This is a genomic window from Bradyrhizobium quebecense, from assembly GCF_013373795.3.
Lineage (GTDB): Bacteria > Pseudomonadota > Alphaproteobacteria > Rhizobiales > Xanthobacteraceae > Bradyrhizobium > Bradyrhizobium quebecense.
On record NZ_CP088022.1, the window covers coordinates 2,081,775 to 2,100,613 of the forward strand.

Here is an 18,839-nt window from a genome sequence, read left to right on the forward strand (position 1 = left end):
CGTCTGACGGTTCGGGCGACAGGAGTTTTCAAGGCGAACAGATTTCTTGTAACGACAAATCAACTGGAGGCCCGATGCGAACAATCGAGTGGGAGTACGGCGTCGCCGCCTCACTGGGGTCTGATGTTCGGACCATCTATGCCGGCAGAAGACCAGCGGCGCGATAGTTGTCGATCATCGAGTCGTAGAGCGAAATATCGGAGCGGCTTCTGGCGACGAGCTGCGCACCGGCAATTGCGGCGAAGATGGCGCGGGCCCGCTGTTCGCTCTTCCTCGAATTGACCAGGCCCGCGGCCACCAACAGCTTGCTCAGCCACGCCACGTTGACGTCGGCAAAGGTCTGGACCTCCTTCCTCACCGCGTCCGGAAGATCGTCGACTTCCGCGGACATGAAGCTGCACAGGCACATGCGATTGTTGCTCTCGAGCGCTTTGCGAAACACATCGGGATATCGACGCAGGCAGCGGACAGGATCCGTCGCCTCTGCCAGCATCGACTCGAGTTGGGCGGCGGTGTCCTCCCAGTATCGCCGCGCGACGGCTACGCCAAGATCGGCCTTGCTCGGGAAATGGTGATAGATGCTGGCGGCCTTGATCCCGACCTCGTCCGCGAGATCGCGGAAATTCAAGCCGCTATAGCCGCGCGCCTGCGCGGTCCGCTTTGCTGCCGCCAGGATGGCCTCCCGAGAGCTTGAACTCACTTCATCGCCTCACTGCTTCGTTATCTACCAAGTGATAGATAGACGTTGACCAGCCGGATTTGAAGGCTTCATATGGTGCCTACCAAGTGACAGGTAGACAAAGGAGTCATGATGAAGATTTACGATTGGCCAACCGGCCCATATCCGGCCCGCGTTCGCATCGCCCTGGCCGAGAAGAACCTGCGGTCGCACGTGCAGTTCGTCTTGGTCGATCTCTACAAGGGCGAGCACAAGAAGCCCGAATTCCTCGCCAAAAACTACTCGGGCACCCTGCCGGTGCTCGAACTCGATGACCGGACCTTCATTGGCGAGTGCACGGCCATTACCGAGTACCTTGACGCGCTTGATGGCGCGCCGACGCTGACCGGCAGGACGCCGCGCGAAAAGGGCGTGATCCACATGATGAGCAAGCGCGCCGAACTGGAACTGCTCGACGCCATCAGTGTCTATTTCCACCACGCCACGCCGGGTCTTGGGCTTCATGTCGAGATCTATCAGAATCCCGAATGGGGATTCCGTCAGCGCGACAAGGCCCTCAGGGGGATGCACTATTTTGACGGCATTCTGAAAAGACAGCCGTTCGTTACCGGCGAGGCGTTCACAATGGCCGATATCACCCTGATAGGCGGCTTGATCTTCGCGGGACTCGTCAACGTGCCGGTGCCGGTGGAGTGCGAGGCTCTTTCGGCATGGTATGCAAGGATGCAGGAGCGTCCTAGTGTCAAGAACCGGATAACGATGTCCGAGCCGATCGCGCATCTTGATTGAAATCGTAGTCTGCGAACAACTGCTCGACCGGCAAGCATAGCCCGGATGGAACGACATCCTGGCGTTTCCGATCAGCACATCGTTGGTATCCCGCATGTCGCTCCGCTCATGCGGGATATGCGGCCGAACGACATCATGCGTCGACTGCAACGGTATCCACGCGAGACGCCCCCCTGATCAAGCGGTCGGTAGCTCGCTTGTGTTCACCGCGAGTTGTGCGGCGAAAGCCCGCTTGTAAGCCGGCCGGGCTTCGCCGCGGGCGACGTAGGCGGCGAGGTTCGGAAATTCGTCGAGGATGCCTGACATTCTCAGCCTGAGCAGCACCGACACCATCATCAGGTCGCCCGCGCTGAACTTGCCGTCGAGCCAGTCGGCATCGCCCAGGCGGGCGGCGAGCTGCCTCAGCCGGTCGCGAACGCGATCCATGACCAGGGGCAGCCGCTCCCAGGTCCACGGCTTGTCGCTCTCCAGAATTCTGGCAGTGACGAGTTCGAGGATCGGCGCTTCGATCGTGTTGACCGCGGCAAGCATCCAGCTGATTGCGCGGGCGCGGGCATTGGCATCATCAGGCAGCAGGCCTGCGTGACGCTCGGCGATATGGAGCACGATCGATCCGGTCTCGAACAGCGCGAGATCACCTTCCTCATAGGTCGGTATCTGGCCGAACGGATGCAGCGCCAGATGCGCCGGCTCCTTCATCGCCTGGAACGAAACAAGGCGAACTGCGTAAGGCTGGCCCACTTCTTCCAGCGCCCAGCGAACGCGCGTATCGCGCGCCAGTCCCTTGCCGCCATCGGGTGACCGTTCGAAGGCGGTGATGGTGGGGGTCATCGTTTTCTCCATGTCCTTGCCTGGTGTCCCGAGGACGAGCGGGCGGCGCGTGTCACGACAGCCGATCCTGGAATCTTTCGACGGTGTTCGCGTGCCTGCGTTGCCTCGACGCAAATCAAATCTCGTTTCCCCGCTTGCGACAAATCACCCCGACGGGCAACTCACCAAAACCTGTCAATCCTGCGGCCTCGTCGAAGCCTTGGCGTAGACGGGACCGGGCAATCCAGTACGCCGAGGCTTCTCGGTTCAAGCACTGGCGTCTCCGGCCAAGCCGGGCGATGACGCCGAACAAGCTGTTTGACGTTTTGAATCGAGAGCCATCCATCGCCGTCGTCCTGGCGAAAGCCAGGACCCATTACCCCGGATGAGAATTGTTGCGCGACGTTCGGGCCATGATCCCGTTCATCATCAAATTCGGTGGTTATGGGTCCTGGCTTTCGCCAGGACGACGGTGGTGTGTGCGGAGGCGGGTCGTCACAAACGCAGTTCCCGCAGATTATTTTCGTCGGCCTGTCGGCTGCCGTCTTCGCCGACCGTCCTTCGCACAAACCAGGAGACTGCAAATGACCGATCTCGTCACATGCCTTTGGTTCGATCAGGGCCAGGCGCGCGCAGCGGCGGAATTCTATGCTGCGACTTTTCCCGACAGCCATGTCGATGCGGGGCATGTCTCGCCGATACCTGGCATCGGGCAGGGTGATGAACTGACGGTGGAGTTCACCGTGCTCGGCCGCCGCTTCGTCGGGCTGAACGGCGGCTCCAACTACACGCCGAACGAGGCGGTCAGCTTCATGGTGCTCACCGACAGCCAGGAGGAGACCGATCGCTACTGGAATGCGGTCACTTCGAACGGCGGCAAGGAATTGCCGTGCGGCTGGTGCCGGGATCGCTGGGGATTTACCTGGCAGATCACGCCGCGGCGGCTGCTCGAGCTCGTCAACGGATCCGATCGCGCCGCCGGACGGCGCGCGATGGAGGCGATGATGACGATGAAGAAGATCGACATCGCCGCGATCCAGCGGGCGGCCGCGGCGTAATCCGCTTGGTGGAATGATTTGGCCCGGACGCGACAGTCATGTGTCGGATCAAGCCGGTGGCGCGGTCGCGCAACTATTCGCGCCGCGGCCCGCGCTCGCGGCGCCGGTCACCCCGGCTCAAACGCGGGATGTGTCTCATGCCATCGCATGATACGAATTTCGCATCACAGCCCTGGAGCCAGCCTTGATGCCCGTCGCAGCCGCCGCCACGCAACAAACTTCCACCGCTGCCGAGTCCGATCCCGAGACGCTCGGCTGGATGCAGGGCTTTCCGCCGCCGAAGGACAAGACGATCACGTTCCAGGACGGTTCGTTCCGCAGCTTCCCTGAATTGCGCTGGGCCTGGAGCAATATCCGCCAGCTGGTGCCGACCGTGAATGTCTGGCGCGGCGCGGGGCCGGCGTCGGTGCTGCCGCGTGCAGATCACGACATCGGCGCCTCCGCGTCGGTGACGATGGACGGCCGCCCGCAGACGTTCGCGCGCATGCTCGAGGAGAGCTATGCCGACGGCATCGCCGTGCTGCACCGGGGCAAATTGATCTACGAGCGCTATTTCGGCGCGTTGAAGCCGCACAAGCCGCATATCGCGATGTCGGTGACGAAGTCGTTCACCGGCGTGCTCGCAGGCATGCTGGTCGCCGAGGGCAAGATCGATCCGCAGGCGCCGGTCACCGACTACGTACCGGAGCTGAAGGCAAGCGCGTTCGGCGATGCGCGCGTGCACGAGGTGATGGATATGACCACGGGCCTCAAATACACCGAGGTCTATACCGACAAGAATTCCGACGTGTGGGGACTGCGGCGCGCCAACGGCATGGCGCCGATCCCGGCAGGCTATGAGGGCGCCACCAACATCTTCGATTTCCTTTGCGCGCAGCAGAAGCGGGGCGAGCACGGCAAGGCCTTCGCCTACAAGACCGTCAACACCGACGTGCTGGCCTTCATCTGCCGGCGCACCAGCGGCATGACGCTGTCGGACCTGCTGTCCGAGAAGATCTGGGCGCCGATGGGCGCGGAAGAGGATGCGCATTATCACGTCGACCGCATCGGCACCGAAAGCGGCGGCGGCGGATTGTCGACGACGTTGCGCGATCTCGCCCGCTTCGGCGAGACGATCCGCAATCACGGCCGCTTCAACGGCCGCCAGATCGTGCCGTCAACGGTCGTCGAGGACATCGCGCGGGGCGGCGATCCCGAAAAATTCAAGCCGGCCGGCTACACCACCTTGCCCGGCGCCTCCTACCGCAATCAGTGGTGGGTGACGCACAACGCGCACGGCGCCTACATGGCGCGCGGCGTGCACGGCCAGGGCATCTATATCGACCCGAAGGCCGAGATGGTGATCGCGCGCTACGCCTCGCATCACGCCGCCGGCAACGCCGCCAACGACCCGGTGACCTTGCCGGCGTACATGGCGCTGGCGAAGGATTTGATCGCGGGAGGGTGAGGTCGAGGTTTATCGTCGCCATAGCACCGTAGCCCGGATGAGCGCAGCGATATCCGGAGGCCGCTCGTCGGCTCATTCGAGCCCATCCAGCGTGTCGCGGAGCCTGTCATCGGGCGCGCGCTTCGCGAGACCCGTTGGCTTATGCCGGCTACGGGGCCACGGCCTAGCTAATCGCGCGACAGCTTCTCGAAGCGCTTGATCAGGCGCTCCCGCTTCAGGCGGGACAAGCGCCTGATCCAGAACACGCCGTCGAGCTGATCGATCTCGTGCTGATGGCAGACCGCGCGCAGCCCATCCGACTCCTCGGTCTGCATGTTGCCGTCGAGATCCTGATAGCGGATGCGGACCCGCGCGTGGCGCTCGACCTCGTCGGTGACACCGGGCATGGAGACACTGCCTTCCTTGTGCAGGATCATTTCCGGCGAGGTCCAGATGATCTCCGGATTGACATAGGTCCGCGGGCCCTCGCTGGTGTCGAGCTCCAGCACCACGACCCTCAGCGACACGCCGACATGAGGGGCGGTGATGCCGATGCCCGGTGCCGCATGCATGGTCTCGAGCAGGTCGTGCGCCAATCCGCGCAGTGCATCATCGAACAGGCTCACCGGCTCAGCCGGGTGCGCAAGCCGCGGATCGGGATAGCGGACGATGGGGCGGATGGTCATGCTGGTGTCTTAGGCCAGCGCAGGGTGCTGGACAACATGGGCGTGCAGAGACGGCGCGCGCCGCGCCGCTCAGAGACACTTTTCGAAGAACAGATCAGGGTAGGGGTCGTCGTTGAAGCGCGGGATCTCGGTCCAGCCGCTCCGGCGGTAGAGTTGACCGGCTTCCGCCAACGCGCTGTTGGTGTCGAGCCGCAGCACCGCGATGCCGAGCTCGCGCGCGGCCTTCTCGGCCGCATCCATCAGGCGGCGGCCGAGGCCAAGCCCGCGCGCAGCGGGCGCGACCCAGAGCCGCTTGATCTCCGCGAACCCACTGCTGCTGCCCTTCAGCCCGACGCAGCCGATCGGCAGGCCGTCGGACATCGCCACGATGAAGCTGCCGCGCGGGCGGACCATGTCCTTCGCATCAGGGTCGCGCGACAGCTTGACGTCAAAACCCTGTTTGAAGCGCCGCGCCAGCTCGGCGTAATATTCGCCGAGGCAGTAGCGTCCCTCGTCGCTGCGCGGGTCCATCTCCTGCAGCGCCGTGCCGTCGCGCCCGAGCGCCGAGGCGATCAGATCCATCGCCGAAAGCAGCGCCTCGCGTTGGGTGTGGTGGGCGAGGAAGTCCTTGGCCTGCCGGTTGGAGATCGCCTCATAGGCGTTGAACTCGCGCTTGCCCGCCGCCGTCAGCTTGGCGATGCGGCGGCGCGCATCGTCGTCATGCGCCGTGGTCTCGATCAGCCCTTCGTCCTCGAGGCTGCGCAACAGGCGGCTCATCAGGCCGGAATCGAGGCCGAGATAATCCCTGATATCGCCCACATCCGTGCGGCCGTGTCCGATCGCGTTCAGCACCCGCGCCGCGCCGAGCGGCCGGCCGCGGCCGAGGAACGAGGTGTCGAGCGCGCCGACCGCGGAGGTCACGGCACGGTTGAAGCGGCGGACGCGGGAAACCGGGTCAAGCATATATCTGACTTTAGTCAGATATCGTTGTGGCGTCAATTGGCGGCCGACCCCGTTGATGGAGACAGTGCGGACAAGTCTGGAGCTGCGCTTGTTTGTAATCTAGCTGCGCGCCAGCACCAGCGCGTTGCCGGCAAGGATCGCGGCGGCGCCGGCGAGCACCGGCCAGCCCAGCGCAAGGTGCTCGAACAGCGCCGACAGCACCAGGGCAACGAGCGGCACCAGCGCGAGCGTATAGGCGGCGCGGCCGGGGCCGAGCCGCCGCACAAGCTCGAAATAGAGCATGAAGGTGATGCAGGACGCGGCGATGGCGAGATAGAGGAAGCTCGTCAAATAGGAGAGCGAGACGTCGGCGGCAAACGGCGTGCCGGTCGCGATAGCCCACAGCGCGCTCGCCGTGGCGCCGACGAACGCGCCCCAGGCGAGCACGGCGACGACGGGCAGTCCGGCCCGCTGGTTGCGCGCGCCGACCGCCGTCCCGGCACCGGTCGCGATCGCCGCCGTCAGCGCCCAGGCCAGACCCGCGAGCGGTGCGGGGCCATGCGCGGTGGCGCCGGGCAGGAAGATGATCGCGAGGCCAAGGATGCCGCACAGCGCGCCCCATACGAAGCTCGGAGAGATCGTGACGCCGAGCGCGGCCCGCGCGATCACGGCCGCGAACAGCGACGATGTCGACAGCACCAGCGCCGCAAGTCCGCTCGGCATCCGCGCGGTCGCTTGATAGAAGGCGATGAAAGCAATGGCGAAGAACAGCAGGCCCTGCAACGCGACGGCCGCCCGGTCCTTGCGCGGGATCGCGAGCGGCACGCCCCGCAACCGGCCATAGCCGAGCAGGATGAGGCCGGCGAGCACCATGCGCAGCGCGACCGACCACGGCGCGGGCGTGACGCCAGCCTGCATCGCGGTTGCGAGCGCGCCGCCGCCCCACAGCAGTGCGGTCAGCGCGAACAGTGCGGCCGTCATGGCGTTGCGGCGTCGTCGAGCAGCGCGCGCCAGCCGACGGCGTCGATCCGCGCGCTCTCTCCCTCGAGCCGGGTGAGCGCGGAATGAAGTGTTGTCCGCTCGCTCTCCGACAGGCGCGCAAGCAACCGTGCTTCGATCGCGCTGCCCAACGCGGCGATCCGGTTGAAGGCGCTCCGGCCGCTGCGGGTGATGCTGACCGCGGCGAAGCGGCGGTCGGTCTTGCCCGGCCGCCGCATCGCGAAGCCGAGTTCTGTGAGCTGGCCGATGCCGCGGCTGACCGCGAACGGATCGAGTGCGCAGGCGCGGCCGATTTCGGAGGCGTTGGCCGCATCGCGCTCGGCGATGACGGCGAGGATTCGCCAGCCGGCCTGGCTCAATCCGAACGTCTCGCTATAGAAACTTTCGAGCGGGCGGGCGACCTGCGCCGCGACGAGGAACAGGCGATAGGGCAGCCAGGTGCTGAGCTTCAGGCCATCGTCGGACGCGGGGGCAGCGGTTTGCTTCATGGCGGCGAGGCTCGCACAGATAATTGTAAAGTGCAAGTATTGTGCAAGGAAATTGAAGCGATCGGAGCGCATGCGCGAAAATCCCGACACACTTGTCACTCCCATCATCCGTTGCCGCCGCGCCAGATTGCGGCATGGCCAATGACGAACGGCCTCGGCGCGGGAACCGCGCCGTGGTCGCGGAGTTCGTCCAATTCGGAGATGGAGATCATCATGAGCAAATCGGCTGAAAGCGATCGCGGCGGACTGGCGGCAATGCAGACCCCGCTCGTGGTGTCGCGGGAGGCGTGGGAGGCGGCGCGTCTGGAGATGCTGGTGAAGGAAAAAGCGCAGGTGCGCGCGCGCGATGCGCTTGCCGCCGAGCGGCGGCGGATGCCGTGGATGGCGGTCGAGAAGGCCTATGTCTTCGAGGGACCGAACGGCAAGGCGAGCCTGCTCGATTTGTTCGAAGGCCGCCGGCAACTGATCGTCTACCGCGCGTTCTTCGAGCCCGGCGTGTTCGGCTGGCCGGATCACGGCTGCCGCGGCTGCTCGCTCGGCGCCGATCAGGTCGGCCATCTCTCGCATCTGAACCAGCGCGACACCACGCTGGCCTATGCCTCGCGGGCGCCGCAGGCCGACATCGCGCGGCTGAAGGCGCGGATGGAGTGGGAGATGCCGTGGTACACGATCACCGACAGCTTTGATGCCGACTTCGGCGTCGCCGAATGGCACGGCCACAACGTGTTCATCCGCGACGGCGAGCGGATCTTCCGCACCTATCTCGTCAACAGCCGTGGCGATGAATCGATGGGCACGGTGTGGAGCTATCTCGACATCACGCCGTTCGGCCGCCAGGAACTCTGGGAGGATTCGCCGAAAGGCTATCCGCAGGGCCCGACCTACAAATGGTGGAACTGGCACGACAATTACGAGGCCGAAGCTGCGCCGAACGCGAAGTGGGCCGCCGTGACCGACGCCGGCGAGGCCGCATTCCGCAAGATCGCGGAGCAGGAACGCAAGGCGACTTGACGGGGGTGGAGCAGGGAGGACGCGCGGCGTCCTCCTACCGGCCGTCTCCCTTCGCTCCCGCAAGTTCCTTCAGCGCGGACAGCGTCCGCCGCAGCCCGCGGTCGAGGCGTTTGTCGCGGCGGATCACGACGGCGAGCCGGCGGTAGAGCTTCGGCGACAGCGACCGGACGATCAGGTCGCGCTGCTTGGGCTTGGCAGGCACCGCCATGCCCGGCAGGATCGCGCAGCCGAGGCCGGCGCGCACCATCTCCTTGATCGCCTCGACGCTGCCGAGCGACATCAACGGCTTCAGCGACACGCCGCCGCGCGCCAGCCACTCGTCGGCAGTGCGCCTTGTGTTGCCACCGGGCTCGAACAGTAGAACCGGCCTGGTCGCCAGCACTTCCGGCGTGATCCGCGCCGGCAGCTTCATGTCGTGCGGCGCGATCAGCACGAACTCGTCATTCATGACGGGGGTGATCTCGAAGCTGCGCCCCGACGCCGGCAGCGTGACCAGCCCGACGTCGATCGTGTTGTCCTCGACCGCCCGCGCGATCTCCGCCGTGTTGCCGGTCGTGACCGTGATCTCGAGCGAGGGCAGTGCGGCGCGCAGCTCCTTCAGGATCGGCGGCAGCAGGAAGATGCAGGCGGTCGCACCGGTGCCGAGCCGTACGCGGCCTGCCGTTCCCGTGGTCTGCTGCGCGACGGCGTCGACCGCCGACGTCACAGCCGCGCTGATCTGCTGCGCGTGCGAGAGCAAGGCGACGCCGGCGGCCGTCGGCCTCGCCCGTCGTCCGACCCGCTCGATCAAGGTCGCATTCAGGCTCTTCTCGAGCTGGCGCACCTGGAGGCTCACGGCCGGCTGGGTGAGCTGCAGCCGCTCGGCCGCGGCGGAGAAGCTGCCGCAATCGATCACGACGGCGAAGCTTTCGAGATAGTCGAGGTTTAGGTTCTTCATCAAAGCATCTCTTATGCTACGCATAAACTGTCAAAGCTTCACTTATATAACGCGAGGGCGCATGCTCGGGCAATGTTGATGGCTCGGGTGAGAGACGGAATGACGGCAGGCAGCAACGGCGTCGTGGTGCGCGACGCAGCGGACGACGACATGATTGGCGTGCAGGGCATCTACGCCCATCACGTGCTCAACGGACTGGCGACCTTCGAGGAGGTGCCGCCGACGGTGGACGAGATGCGCAGCCGCCGGAACGCGGTGGTGGCCGCGGGCTTGCCGTATCTGGTGGCTGAGGTTGATGGCCGGGTCGCCGGCTATTGCTATGCGACGTCGTATCGGCCGCGGCCGGCCTATCGCCACACCATCGAGGACTCGGTCTACGTGTCCGACGGGCTGCACGGCCGCGGTATCGGCGTGGCGCTGCTTCAGGGCTTGATCGCGCGCACCGAAGCGGGGCCGTGGCGGCAGATGCTGGCGGTGATCGGCAACAGCGGCAACGCCGGATCGATCGCGCTTCAACGTCGCATGGGCTTCGAGATGGTCGGGACGCTGAGATCGGTCGGCTTCAAGCTGGGGCAATGGGTCGACACCGTGCTGATGCAGCGGCCGCTTGGGCCGGGCGCCTCCACGCTTCCTGCGGAGAGGGAATTGCCACGGTGATCGCCCGCCGCGTCGTGGCCGCCCTCGGGCTGGCTCAACTGATCTCGTGGGGTGCCACCTACTATCTGATCGGCGGCTTCGGCGAGCAGATCGCCGCGGATCTCGGCTGGGGGCGCGACATCGTCTACGGCGGCTTCGCCGCGGCGCTGCTGGCGATGGGCGTGGCGTCACCGCTTGCGGGGAGATGGGTGGACAGAAGCGGCGGCCGCGAGGTCATGGTCGCAGGTGCTGTGATCAACGCGCTCGGCTGCGCCGGTCTCGCGGTCTCGCATCAGATCTCGACCTATTTCGCATCCTGGATCGTGCTCGGCCTCGGCATGCGGCTGACGCTCTACGATGCGGCGTTCGCGGCGCTGGCCCGGATCGGCGGACCGGAGGCGCGCCGCGCGATGTCCGGGATCACCTTGCTCGGTGGCCTGGCGGCCACGGTATTCTGGCCGCTCGGCCACACGCTCTCGGAACAGTTCGGCTGGCGCGTCGCGGTGCTGGTTTATGCCGGGCTCGCACTGCTGACGGTCCCGCTGCATCTGCTGATCCCGAACAAGCGGTTTGCCGGCGTGCCGAGCTCCATGGCGCCGGCATCCAAGCAACCGCGCGCCGCCAGCCGCCGGCAGCTCGTGGCGGCCGGCGGGCTCTATGCCGTCATCATGACGGGCGCGAATTTCCTCAATGCCGGCATGTCCGCGCACATGATCGCGGTGCTCGCCGGGCTCGGGCTCACCGTCACTGTGGCGGTATGGATCGCCACGCTTCGGGGCATTGGGCAATCCGCCGCGCGTCTCTGTGAGGTCCTGTTCGGTGCACGGCTCGATCCGCTCGCGCTCAATATGATGGCCTGCCTGATCATGCCGCTGTCGTTCATCGCCGGTCTGTTCAGCGGAACGTCGAAGGAGATGGCGATCGCCTTCGCGCTGCTCTACGGCGCCTGCAACGGCATTCTGACCATCACCAGGGGAACGCTGCCGCTGATCCTGTTCGATCATCGCAGCTATGGCACGCTGGTCGGCCGGCTCATCGTTCCGAGCTTCATCCTGCCCGCGGCGGCGCCGCTGGTCTATGCGATCGTGATCGACCGGTACGGCGATGCCAGCGCGCTCTATCTCTCCACCGGCCTTGCCGTGACGACGTTGCTCGCGGCCGCGATGCTGAAGGTGATGTTCCCAGACCTTCGTGAGTTCAAGGACTCGCTGCGATGAGCAGCGCAAGTTATCCTGTTGCAAAACCAGATAAGGGAGGAAGAAGAACATGGTGCCGTCGACCAAGACCCGCGTCGCTGCGTTGGCTCTTGCCGCGCTGCTGTCCTGTGCCGGAGCGGGACAGGCGCGCGCCGAGCAGCCGGGCGACCGGACGGTTGCGCTGCTCAAGAAGCTGATCTCCTTCGATACCTCGAACGGTCCGGGCGATACGCGGGCGCTTGCCGAATACCTGAAGTCGCAATTCGCGCCGCTCGGCGCCGAGGTGGATGTCTTCGTCGCCCCGAACGGCAAGGCCGCGCATTTCATCGCGCGGCTGCGCGGCGACGGTTCGCGGAAACCGGTGCTGCTGGCGGCGCATGCCGACGTCGTTCCGGTCGAGCGAGATAAGTGGACCGTGGAGCCGTTCGCCGGCGTCGAGAAGGACGGCTTCGTCTACGGGCGCGGCGCGATGGACTTCAAGGGCGGGCTCGCCGTCTTCGCCAGCGCGGTGATGCGGCTCGCGGAGGAGAAGACGCCGCTGTCACGCGACGTGATCTTCCTCGCCGAAGCCGATGAGGAGCAGGGGCAGTACAGCACGGTGTGGCTGGCGAAGAACCATTGGGACAAGATTGACGCGGAATTCGCGTTGAACGAAGGCGGCTATGTGCTGCAGGAGCGCGACGGCACGGTGCGCCAGATCAACGTCACGACGGCGGAAAAGCTCTCGGCGACCTTCGCCTTGAAGGCGACCGGTCCCTCCGGTCATTCCTCGCGGCCATTCCCGGCGGGTGCGATGGCCAACGACCGCCTGATCGCGGCGCTGGCCAAGCTCGCGGCGCACGATCCGGCCGTCAAGCTGGTGCCGGCGACCGAAGCCTATTTCAAGGCGTTGCTTCCGATCAGTTCGGAACAGACGGCAGCCGATATCAAGCAGCTATTGGCCGCCAAGGACCAGAGCGATCTCGACGCGGCCGGAAAGAAACTGGTCGCCGACAATCCCAAGGACAGCCTGCTGCTGCACGCGCTGCTGCGCGACACCATGGTGATCACGATGATCGACGCCGGCATCAAGCCCAATGTCATCCCCGGTGACGCCAAGGCGGTCGTGAACACGCGGCTGCTGCCGGGCACCACCACGGATCAGATGATCGAGGAGATCAAGCGTGTGATCGGCGATCCCGGCATCGAAGTCAGCATCGTGACGTTGCTGTCGCAACAGGATGCGCGGGACGCATACTTGATGCGCTCCAAGATCCCGGCGTCACCTATCAATACCGAGCTCTATGCAGCGCTGGACCGCAACGCGAAGCGGGTCTGGAAGGACGCCGTCCTGGTGCCGACGATGTTCGAGGCGGGGACCGACGCCATCGCCTGGCGCGAGCGCAACGTGCCGGTCTACGGCATCTATCCGTATCCGCTCGACGATGACATCCTGAGCCGGATGCATGGCAACGACGAAAGGATCGGTGTCGAGGCCATCAAGCAGGGGGCGGAGTGGGTCTACAACACGCTTCGCGAGGTCGCGAAGAAGTAGAGGTCACAGCGAGAGGTAGTTGCCGAGGAAGTCACGCTTGCCGAGCGGCACGCCGCGATGGCGCAGGATGGCGTAGGCGGTCGTGACGTGGAAGAACAGGCTCGGCAGCGCGAAGCCGTACAGATAACGCGCTGCCGGCATCGGCGGGACGCCGAAGGGCAAAATGACGATGCGTTCCGCCGCTCGGTCGAATGCCCGAACCGGGAGCGTGTCGATGTAGTCGAGCGTTCGCGAGATCCGGACGTTGGCCTCGGCGAGGCTCTGTTCGTCGTCGGCAAAGGGCGGAGGTTCGAGACCGGCGAGCCGCCCGGCGGCGCCCTTGGCGTGATCGCTGGCCCGTTGCACCTGGCCGACCAGCGTCAGCATGTCGGGCGCCAGCCGTGCCGCCAGCATGGCGTCGGGATCGAGACCGCGTTCGCGGGCGTGGGCCTCGCCCTTGCGCAGCAGATCGGCAAGCGTGTCGAGCATCTGTCGGAACACCGGAACCGAGGCGTCGTATAACGGGGCGTTCATGGAATTGTCCTCGTCTCAACTCAAGCCGAAGGCTCGCGCGGCAGCCACAGCGATAGCCAGCCGCCGAGCGCCAGCAGCGCGACATTGCAGCCGAGCGCGACCGTGAAGGCGTGCGCGTAATCGTCGGCCTGCGGATGCGGCCCGAGCAGGCTGTAGAACACGCCGCCGATGATGGCGACGCCAAGTGCGGCACCGATCTGGAAGGTCGAGATCATCATCCCCGATGCCAGACCCGCATGGCGCGGATCAATGCTGCCGATCACGGCCTTGATGACCGACGGCATCACGGTGCCGAAGCCGAGCCCGCCGCAGATCAGGCCGAATTCAACGCTTTGTGGCAGCGTGCCACTGATCGACAGCATCACGACACCGAAGCCGATGACCTGGAGCGCGAAGCCCAGCGTCAGCGTGCGCGCGCCGAGCCATTGCATCACCAGTGACGACACCAGCGAACTCACGAAGAAGCCGGTGGCAAAGGGCAGGGTGGCGAGGCCGGCCGCCAGCGGTGAAAAATGCAGCCCGCTTTGCAGGTAGATCGCAAAGGTCAGGTAGAACGACGACAGCATGTAGAAGGCGAGCGCCATCACCAGCCCGATGACGAAATCGCTGTTGCGCAGCAGATGCAGTGCGACCAGCGGGTCGCCGCCGCTGGCTTTTAGGCGCGCCTCGAAGCGCACGAAGGCAGCGAGCATCAGCGGAGAGGCCAGCAGCATCGCGACGATCCAGGCCGGCCAGCCGGATTCCCTTCCCTCGATCAGCGGATAGACCAGGAAGCCCAGCGTGAGCGACAGCAGGATGACGCCGCCGATGTCGAGCCGTTGTGCATGCTCGGCGCGCGAGTCGGTCAGGAACAGCAGTCCGCCGATGAACGCGGCGAGGCCGATCGGCACGTTGATGAGGAAGATCGCCTGCCAGGCCAGCCCAAGCGGATGGGCCGAGACCAGGACGCCGCCGAGCACCTGGCCGCAGATGTTGGCAAGACCGAACGTCGCGCCGTAGAAACCGAGCGCGCGGCCCTGTTCGGCCGCCGGAAACAGCACGCGGATCGAGGCGAGCACCTGCGGCGCCATCACGGTCGCGGTGAGGCCTTGCAGGATCCGCCCGGCGACCAGCACGTCCGGCGACCAGGCAACGCCGCACAGCACCGATGCGATCGTGAAGCCGGCAACGCCGGTCAGGAACATGCGCCTGCGGCCGAGCAGGTCGCCGAGCCGGCCGCCCGTGATCAGGAATACCGCGTAGGTCGCGGCATAGGCCGAGATCACGAACTGCACCTCGCTCGCCGTCGCGCCGAGATTGTCGCGAATGGCCGGCAGTGCGAGGTTGACGACGTTGAAGTCGAGGATCGGCAGGAAGGCGCCGGTGAGCAGTACGGGCAGCGCCAGCCATCGCCGCGGGTCGACCGTTGCCGGCCGCGTGTCGTGCAATTGCAACGTCTCGGTGGTCTCGCTTGTCACCCGCCAGCTCCTCTGCGTTGCCGGCGCGGCGCACGAGGTGCGCCGGTCTGCCGAACATTTCGGGAAGATGGCCTTTCTGTTTGTGATAAGGTATTCGCGGACTCTGCTAATCGAGTTTGCAAAAATGAACAGCCCGCTGGACTGGAATGATCTTCGCCTCGTTCTCGCCGTCGCGCGCGAAGGCAGCCTGTCCGGGGCGGCGCGCAGACTGGGCGTCACGCATTCGACGGTGTTTCGCCGCCTCGGCGCGATCGAAGCAGCGATCGGCACGCGCCTGTTCGAGCGCTTCCGCGATGGCTACGCGCCGACACCGGCCGGCGAGACCGCGGCGGCGTCGGCGGCCCGGCTCGAGGACGAGGTGCTCGCGCTCGAGCGCAGGCTGGCGGGACAGGACTTGAGGCCGTCAGGCCCGGTCCGGATCACGACGACGGATACGCTCGCCGCGGTGCTGATGCGGCATCTGCCCGCAATGCGCATCGCGCATCCGGAGATCCAGCCGGAGATCATCATCTCGAATGCGATGGCGAACCTGACGCGCCGCGAGGCCGAGATCGCGATCCGGCCGACGCCGGCGCCGTCCGAACTGCTGGTCGGGCGGCGCGTTGCCGATATTGCCCATGCGGTCTACGGATCGCGGGGCTATCTCGCCCGGCATGATGACAAGGATCTGTCCGCACACGACTGGATCGGGCTCGACGATGCGCTGGCGGCAACCGTGATCGCCGGCTGGATGCGCGAGAACCTGCGCTCGGCGCGCTTCGCCTGCCGCGTCGACGCGCTTCCGGCGCTGCGCGATGCCGCGGCCGCGGGACTGGGGCTTGCGTTGCTTCCCTGCTATGTCGGCGATCTCGCGCCCGCGCTGCGCCGCCTGACGCCCAAGGCGCTCGCCGAGCCGCGATCGGCGCTGTGGCTGTTGACGCATGACGATCTCAAGCGCACCGCGCGCATCCGCGCCACGCTGGAGTTTTTGGCCAAGGCGCTCGCATCGGAGCGCGCGCTGTTCGAGGGAAGGCGAGCCGGCCGCGCGCGGCGATAGCCGACAGGGGACGCGGACCGTTCACATCTCGAGTACTTCTGCCGGGATGGTCTGTGTCGTGCGATCCGCAGGCAACCGATGATGCTCGCGAAACGCACTGACGATGGTCTTCAGTGCGGCGCGGGATCTCGCATCCGAGAGCGCGGACAGCAGCACGATCTCGGAGGGCGGCAGGGCAGGCAGGCCGAACCGCCGGCTGACCTCGATCGTTCCGGCAGGCGCAAGCCGGCAGGAGAACACCGACGTGGCAAGGCCGGCGGCCACCGCATCGGCGACCGCAAAGGATCCGCAGCCGAGGAAGCTTTCCGTCCACGGGATGCCCGCTGCCGCGAGCGCGCGCGTCGCAATGTTGAGCACGCCGCAGGATGGCGAGGAGGCGGCCAGGCGCAGCGGCTCGCCCGCGCGATGGACAAAGTCCGGCGTCGCGAACCAGCCATAGTGGTCCGTCGTCAGCATCTCGCCGTCGCGGCCGTCGTCCTCGCGGCGGATGATGGCGGCATCGATGTCGCCGCGATCGAAGGCGGTGAGGAGATCGCGGGAATCGTCGAGCCGGACCTGGATGGTGAGCGCCGGATCGTGTGCGTGGAGCCGCGCCAGCAGGGTTGGAACCTCGGCGCCTCCGACATGGGTGGCAATGCCGAGCGAGAAGCGGCGTGGCCGTGCCGGCGACAGCCCCGCGACCGCGCGATCATGTGCGGCGAGCAGCTCGCGTGCGGGCGCGAGGAACGCCGCGCCCTGTGCTGACAGGCGCACCAGCCGCGGTGTGCGCTCGATCAGTCTTTGGCCGACCTGGCTCTCGAGCCGCTTCAGCTTGACGCTGATCGCGCCCTGCGTGGTGCCGAGCGTCTCGGCTGCGCGCGTAAAACTCCTGAGGTCGGCGATGGTCACGAAGGTCTTCACGGCATCGACGTCGAGCGTGGTCATGTCAGTCATCCGGAATTGTTGTCTCTGAAATATCTAGTCATCCAATTCACCAATGCTCAAGCCGTGACTAGCTTTGCGTTGTGAAGCGCCGCGGCCACCCGATTCCTGCCGTTGCTGCCTCAATACATCGTGAGTCGATCGACCGACGCTGCTGCCAGCACCCTGGCAACAGCGTGCGGTATGCCGTTGGCTTGCCACAACAAAAGGCCTGATCATGTCCACTGAACTGAGCCGCCGCGGCGCCGTCGTGTTGTCCGCCGTATGTCTTGCCTGCCTGATGTTTGGATTGGAGATCTCCAGCATCCCCGCGATCCTGCCGACGCTGGAGCGGGTGCTGCATGCCGACTTCAAGGCGCTGCAATGGATCATGAACGCCTACACGATCGCGGTGACCACGGTGCTGATGGCGATCGGGACGGTGGCCGACCGCTATGGGCGCAAGCGCATCTTCTTGGTCGCGATCGCCGCGTTCGGCATCACCTCGCTGATCTGCGGCGTCGCCTCGAGCGTCGAAATGCTGATTATCGCCCGGTTGCTGCAGGGGCTGAGCGGCGGCGCGCTGTTGATCTGCCAGATCGCCGTGCTGTCGCACGAATTCCAGGGCGGCCGGGTGCGCGCCGTCGCCTGGGGCTGGTGGGGCGTGATCTTCGGCATCGGCCTCGGCTTCGGGCCGATCATCGGCGGCGCCGTGGTCGCGGTGCTGAGCTGGGAATGGGTGTTTCTGGTCCACGTGCTGTTCGCAGCCGTCGCGTTCGTGCTTACGATCGGCGGCGTGCATGAATCGAAGGACCCGAAGGCGAGCAGCCTCGACGTCGCCGGCATCGTGACGATGTCGCTCGCGGTGTTCTGCCTCGCCTTCTACATCACGCAGGGGCCGGATCTCGGCTTCGTCAGCCCGAAGGGGCTCGCGATCCTCGGCGTCTCCGCGCTGAGCTTCATCGCATTCCTCGTTGCCGAAAGGATCAGCCGGCGGCCGATGTTCGACTTCTCGGTGTTTCGGATCCCGGCTTTCTCCGGCTCGATCGTCGGCTCGGCTGCGATGAACCTCAGCTACTGGCCTTTCATGATCTATCTGCCGATCTGGTTTCACGCCGGCCTTGGCTATGACAGCGTGTCCGCCGGCCTTGCGCTGCTCGCTTACACGCTGCCGACGCTGGTGATGCCGCCCTTCGCCGAGCGCCTGTCGCTGCGTTACCAGCCGGGCCTGATCATTCCGGCCGGTCTGTTCACCATCGGCATCGGATTCATGCTGATGAAGTTCGGCAGCGCTGCCGCACAGCCCGACTGGCTGACGATGCTGCCGGGCTGCCTGATCGCCGGAATTGGCCTCGGCATCACCAACACGCCGGTCACCAACACGACGACGGGCTCGGTCTCGAGCGACCGCGCCGGCATGGCCTCCGGCATCGACATGAGCGCGCGGATGGTCTCGCTTTCAGTCAACATCGCGCTGATGGGCTTCATCCTGGCGAGCGGCGTGCTGGCGCATCTGAAGGCCGTGCTGCCCGCGTTGGACGGCGCGCAGCTCCGCAGCATCGCGGAGCGGATCGCGGCCGGTGATGCCGCATCCGCGCCGGAGCTGACCGGCCCGATCGTGCATCAGGCGCTGGCGAGCGGCTTTGGCTGGGTGATGCTCTATGGCGGCATAGGCGCCTGGATCATGGCCGCGTTGAGCTTCTTGATCTTCAACGCTCGGCCGGTGCGGCAGGCCGAAGTTCAGTGCACCAAGTGAGCCTGAT

At 65.9% G+C, this 18,839-nt stretch carries 19 protein-coding genes; 9 read left to right on the forward strand and 10 right to left on the reverse strand.

The features are described from left to right. Window positions 1–136: 136 nt before the first annotated feature. Complete coding sequence (locus tag HU230_RS09670; RefSeq protein ID WP_176531869.1) at window positions 137–700, reverse strand: TetR/AcrR family transcriptional regulator; 564 nt, start codon at window positions 698–700, stop codon at window positions 137–139. A 111-nt stretch (window positions 701–811) separates the two neighbouring features. Here HU230_RS09670 and HU230_RS09675 point away from each other — a divergent pair, with 111 nt between their 5' ends. Next, window positions 812–1,468, forward strand: a complete 657-nt coding sequence (locus tag HU230_RS09675; protein ID WP_176531868.1) for a glutathione S-transferase — start codon at window positions 812–814, stop codon at window positions 1,466–1,468. 177 nt (window positions 1,469–1,645) lie between these two features. Here the strand turns inward: HU230_RS09675 and HU230_RS09680 are convergent, their stop codons facing one another. Further along, on the reverse strand, window positions 1,646–2,299 hold the full coding sequence (locus HU230_RS09680) for a glutathione S-transferase family protein (protein WP_176531867.1): 654 nt from the start codon (window positions 2,297–2,299) through the stop codon (window positions 1,646–1,648). A gap of 563 nt (window positions 2,300–2,862) precedes the next feature. Between HU230_RS09680 and HU230_RS09685 the strand changes: the two genes are divergently transcribed. Then, on the forward strand, window positions 2,863–3,336 hold the full coding sequence (locus HU230_RS09685) for a VOC family protein (RefSeq protein WP_176531866.1): 474 nt from the start codon (window positions 2,863–2,865) through the stop codon (window positions 3,334–3,336). Between the two features lie 187 nt (window positions 3,337–3,523). Continuing rightward, window positions 3,524–4,783 (forward strand): serine hydrolase domain-containing protein, encoded by a 1,260-nt coding sequence (locus HU230_RS09690; protein WP_176531865.1) that lies wholly within the window; start codon window positions 3,524–3,526, stop codon window positions 4,781–4,783. A gap of 167 nt (window positions 4,784–4,950) precedes the next feature. Here the strand turns inward: HU230_RS09690 and HU230_RS09695 are convergent, their stop codons facing one another. The 4 genes from HU230_RS09695 to HU230_RS09710 form a co-directional block, all read right to left on the reverse strand. Continuing rightward, window positions 4,951–5,448 (reverse strand): peptide deformylase, encoded by a 498-nt coding sequence (locus HU230_RS09695; protein ID WP_176531864.1) that lies wholly within the window; start codon window positions 5,446–5,448, stop codon window positions 4,951–4,953. A 69-nt stretch (window positions 5,449–5,517) separates the two neighbouring features. Next, the gene (locus tag HU230_RS09700; RefSeq protein ID WP_176531863.1) at window positions 5,518–6,390 is read right to left on the reverse strand and encodes a bifunctional helix-turn-helix transcriptional regulator/GNAT family N-acetyltransferase; all 873 of its coding nucleotides are present in this window, start codon (window positions 6,388–6,390) and stop codon (window positions 5,518–5,520) included. A 99-nt stretch (window positions 6,391–6,489) separates the two neighbouring features. After that, complete coding sequence (locus HU230_RS09705) at window positions 6,490–7,350, reverse strand: DMT family transporter (protein WP_176531862.1); 861 nt, start codon at window positions 7,348–7,350, stop codon at window positions 6,490–6,492. Further along, entirely contained in the window at window positions 7,347–7,856 is a 510-nt protein-coding gene (locus HU230_RS09710; RefSeq protein WP_176531861.1) for a MarR family winged helix-turn-helix transcriptional regulator, read from the reverse strand. Before HU230_RS09710 ends, HU230_RS09705 begins: the two co-directional genes overlap by 4 nt. A 213-nt stretch (window positions 7,857–8,069) precedes the next feature. Between HU230_RS09710 and HU230_RS09715 the strand changes: the two genes are divergently transcribed. Beyond that, on the forward strand, window positions 8,070–8,867 hold the full coding sequence (locus HU230_RS09715) for a DUF899 domain-containing protein (RefSeq protein ID WP_176531860.1): 798 nt from the start codon (window positions 8,070–8,072) through the stop codon (window positions 8,865–8,867). Between the two features lie 34 nt (window positions 8,868–8,901). On the opposite strand, the gene HU230_RS09720 is transcribed toward HU230_RS09715, so the two are convergent. Next, the gene (locus HU230_RS09720) at window positions 8,902–9,804 is read right to left on the reverse strand and encodes a LysR family transcriptional regulator (protein ID WP_176531859.1); all 903 of its coding nucleotides are present in this window, start codon (window positions 9,802–9,804) and stop codon (window positions 8,902–8,904) included. A 99-nt stretch (window positions 9,805–9,903) separates the two neighbouring features. Here HU230_RS09720 and HU230_RS09725 point away from each other — a divergent pair, with 99 nt between their 5' ends. Genes HU230_RS09725 through HU230_RS09735 form a run of 3 tightly spaced genes read left to right on the forward strand, consistent with a single transcriptional unit; the run spans window position 9,904 to window position 13,170 of the window. Further along, entirely contained in the window at window positions 9,904–10,461 is a 558-nt protein-coding gene (locus HU230_RS09725; RefSeq protein WP_176531858.1) for a GNAT family N-acetyltransferase, read from the forward strand. Continuing rightward, window positions 10,458–11,657, forward strand: a complete 1,200-nt coding sequence (locus tag HU230_RS09730; RefSeq protein ID WP_176531857.1) for an MFS transporter — start codon at window positions 10,458–10,460, stop codon at window positions 11,655–11,657. Before HU230_RS09725 ends, HU230_RS09730 begins: the two co-directional genes overlap by 4 nt. 49 nt (window positions 11,658–11,706) lie before the next feature. Beyond that, on the forward strand, window positions 11,707–13,170 hold the full coding sequence (locus tag HU230_RS09735) for a M20/M25/M40 family metallo-hydrolase (protein ID WP_176531856.1): 1,464 nt from the start codon (window positions 11,707–11,709) through the stop codon (window positions 13,168–13,170). A gap of 3 nt (window positions 13,171–13,173) precedes the next feature. Here the strand turns inward: HU230_RS09735 and HU230_RS09740 are convergent, their stop codons facing one another. Both HU230_RS09740 and HU230_RS09745 read right to left on the reverse strand, forming a co-directional pair. After that, window positions 13,174–13,683: a DUF1993 domain-containing protein gene (locus tag HU230_RS09740; protein WP_176531855.1), complete on the reverse strand. Its 510-nt coding sequence runs from the start codon at window positions 13,681–13,683 to the stop codon at window positions 13,174–13,176. 20 nt (window positions 13,684–13,703) lie between these two features. Beyond that, window positions 13,704–15,140: an MFS transporter gene (locus tag HU230_RS09745; protein WP_176531854.1), complete on the reverse strand. Its 1,437-nt coding sequence runs from the start codon at window positions 15,138–15,140 to the stop codon at window positions 13,704–13,706. A gap of 124 nt (window positions 15,141–15,264) precedes the next feature. Between HU230_RS09745 and HU230_RS09750 the strand changes: the two genes are divergently transcribed. Further along, entirely contained in the window at window positions 15,265–16,176 is a 912-nt protein-coding gene (locus HU230_RS09750) for a LysR family transcriptional regulator (protein ID WP_176531853.1), read from the forward strand. Between the two features lie 21 nt (window positions 16,177–16,197). On the opposite strand, the gene HU230_RS09755 is transcribed toward HU230_RS09750, so the two are convergent. Then, a complete protein-coding gene (locus tag HU230_RS09755) occupies window positions 16,198–17,100 on the reverse strand; it encodes a LysR family transcriptional regulator (protein WP_176531852.1) in 903 nt (300 codons plus the stop codon). Between the two features lie 214 nt (window positions 17,101–17,314). Between HU230_RS09755 and HU230_RS09760 the strand changes: the two genes are divergently transcribed. After that, window positions 17,315–18,832 carry an MFS transporter gene (locus tag HU230_RS09760; RefSeq protein ID WP_176531851.1) on the forward strand — a complete coding sequence of 506 codons (1,518 nt, stop codon included), beginning with the start codon at window positions 17,315–17,317 and terminating at the stop codon, window positions 18,830–18,832. The last annotated feature ends 7 nt before the right edge of the window (window positions 18,833–18,839 follow it).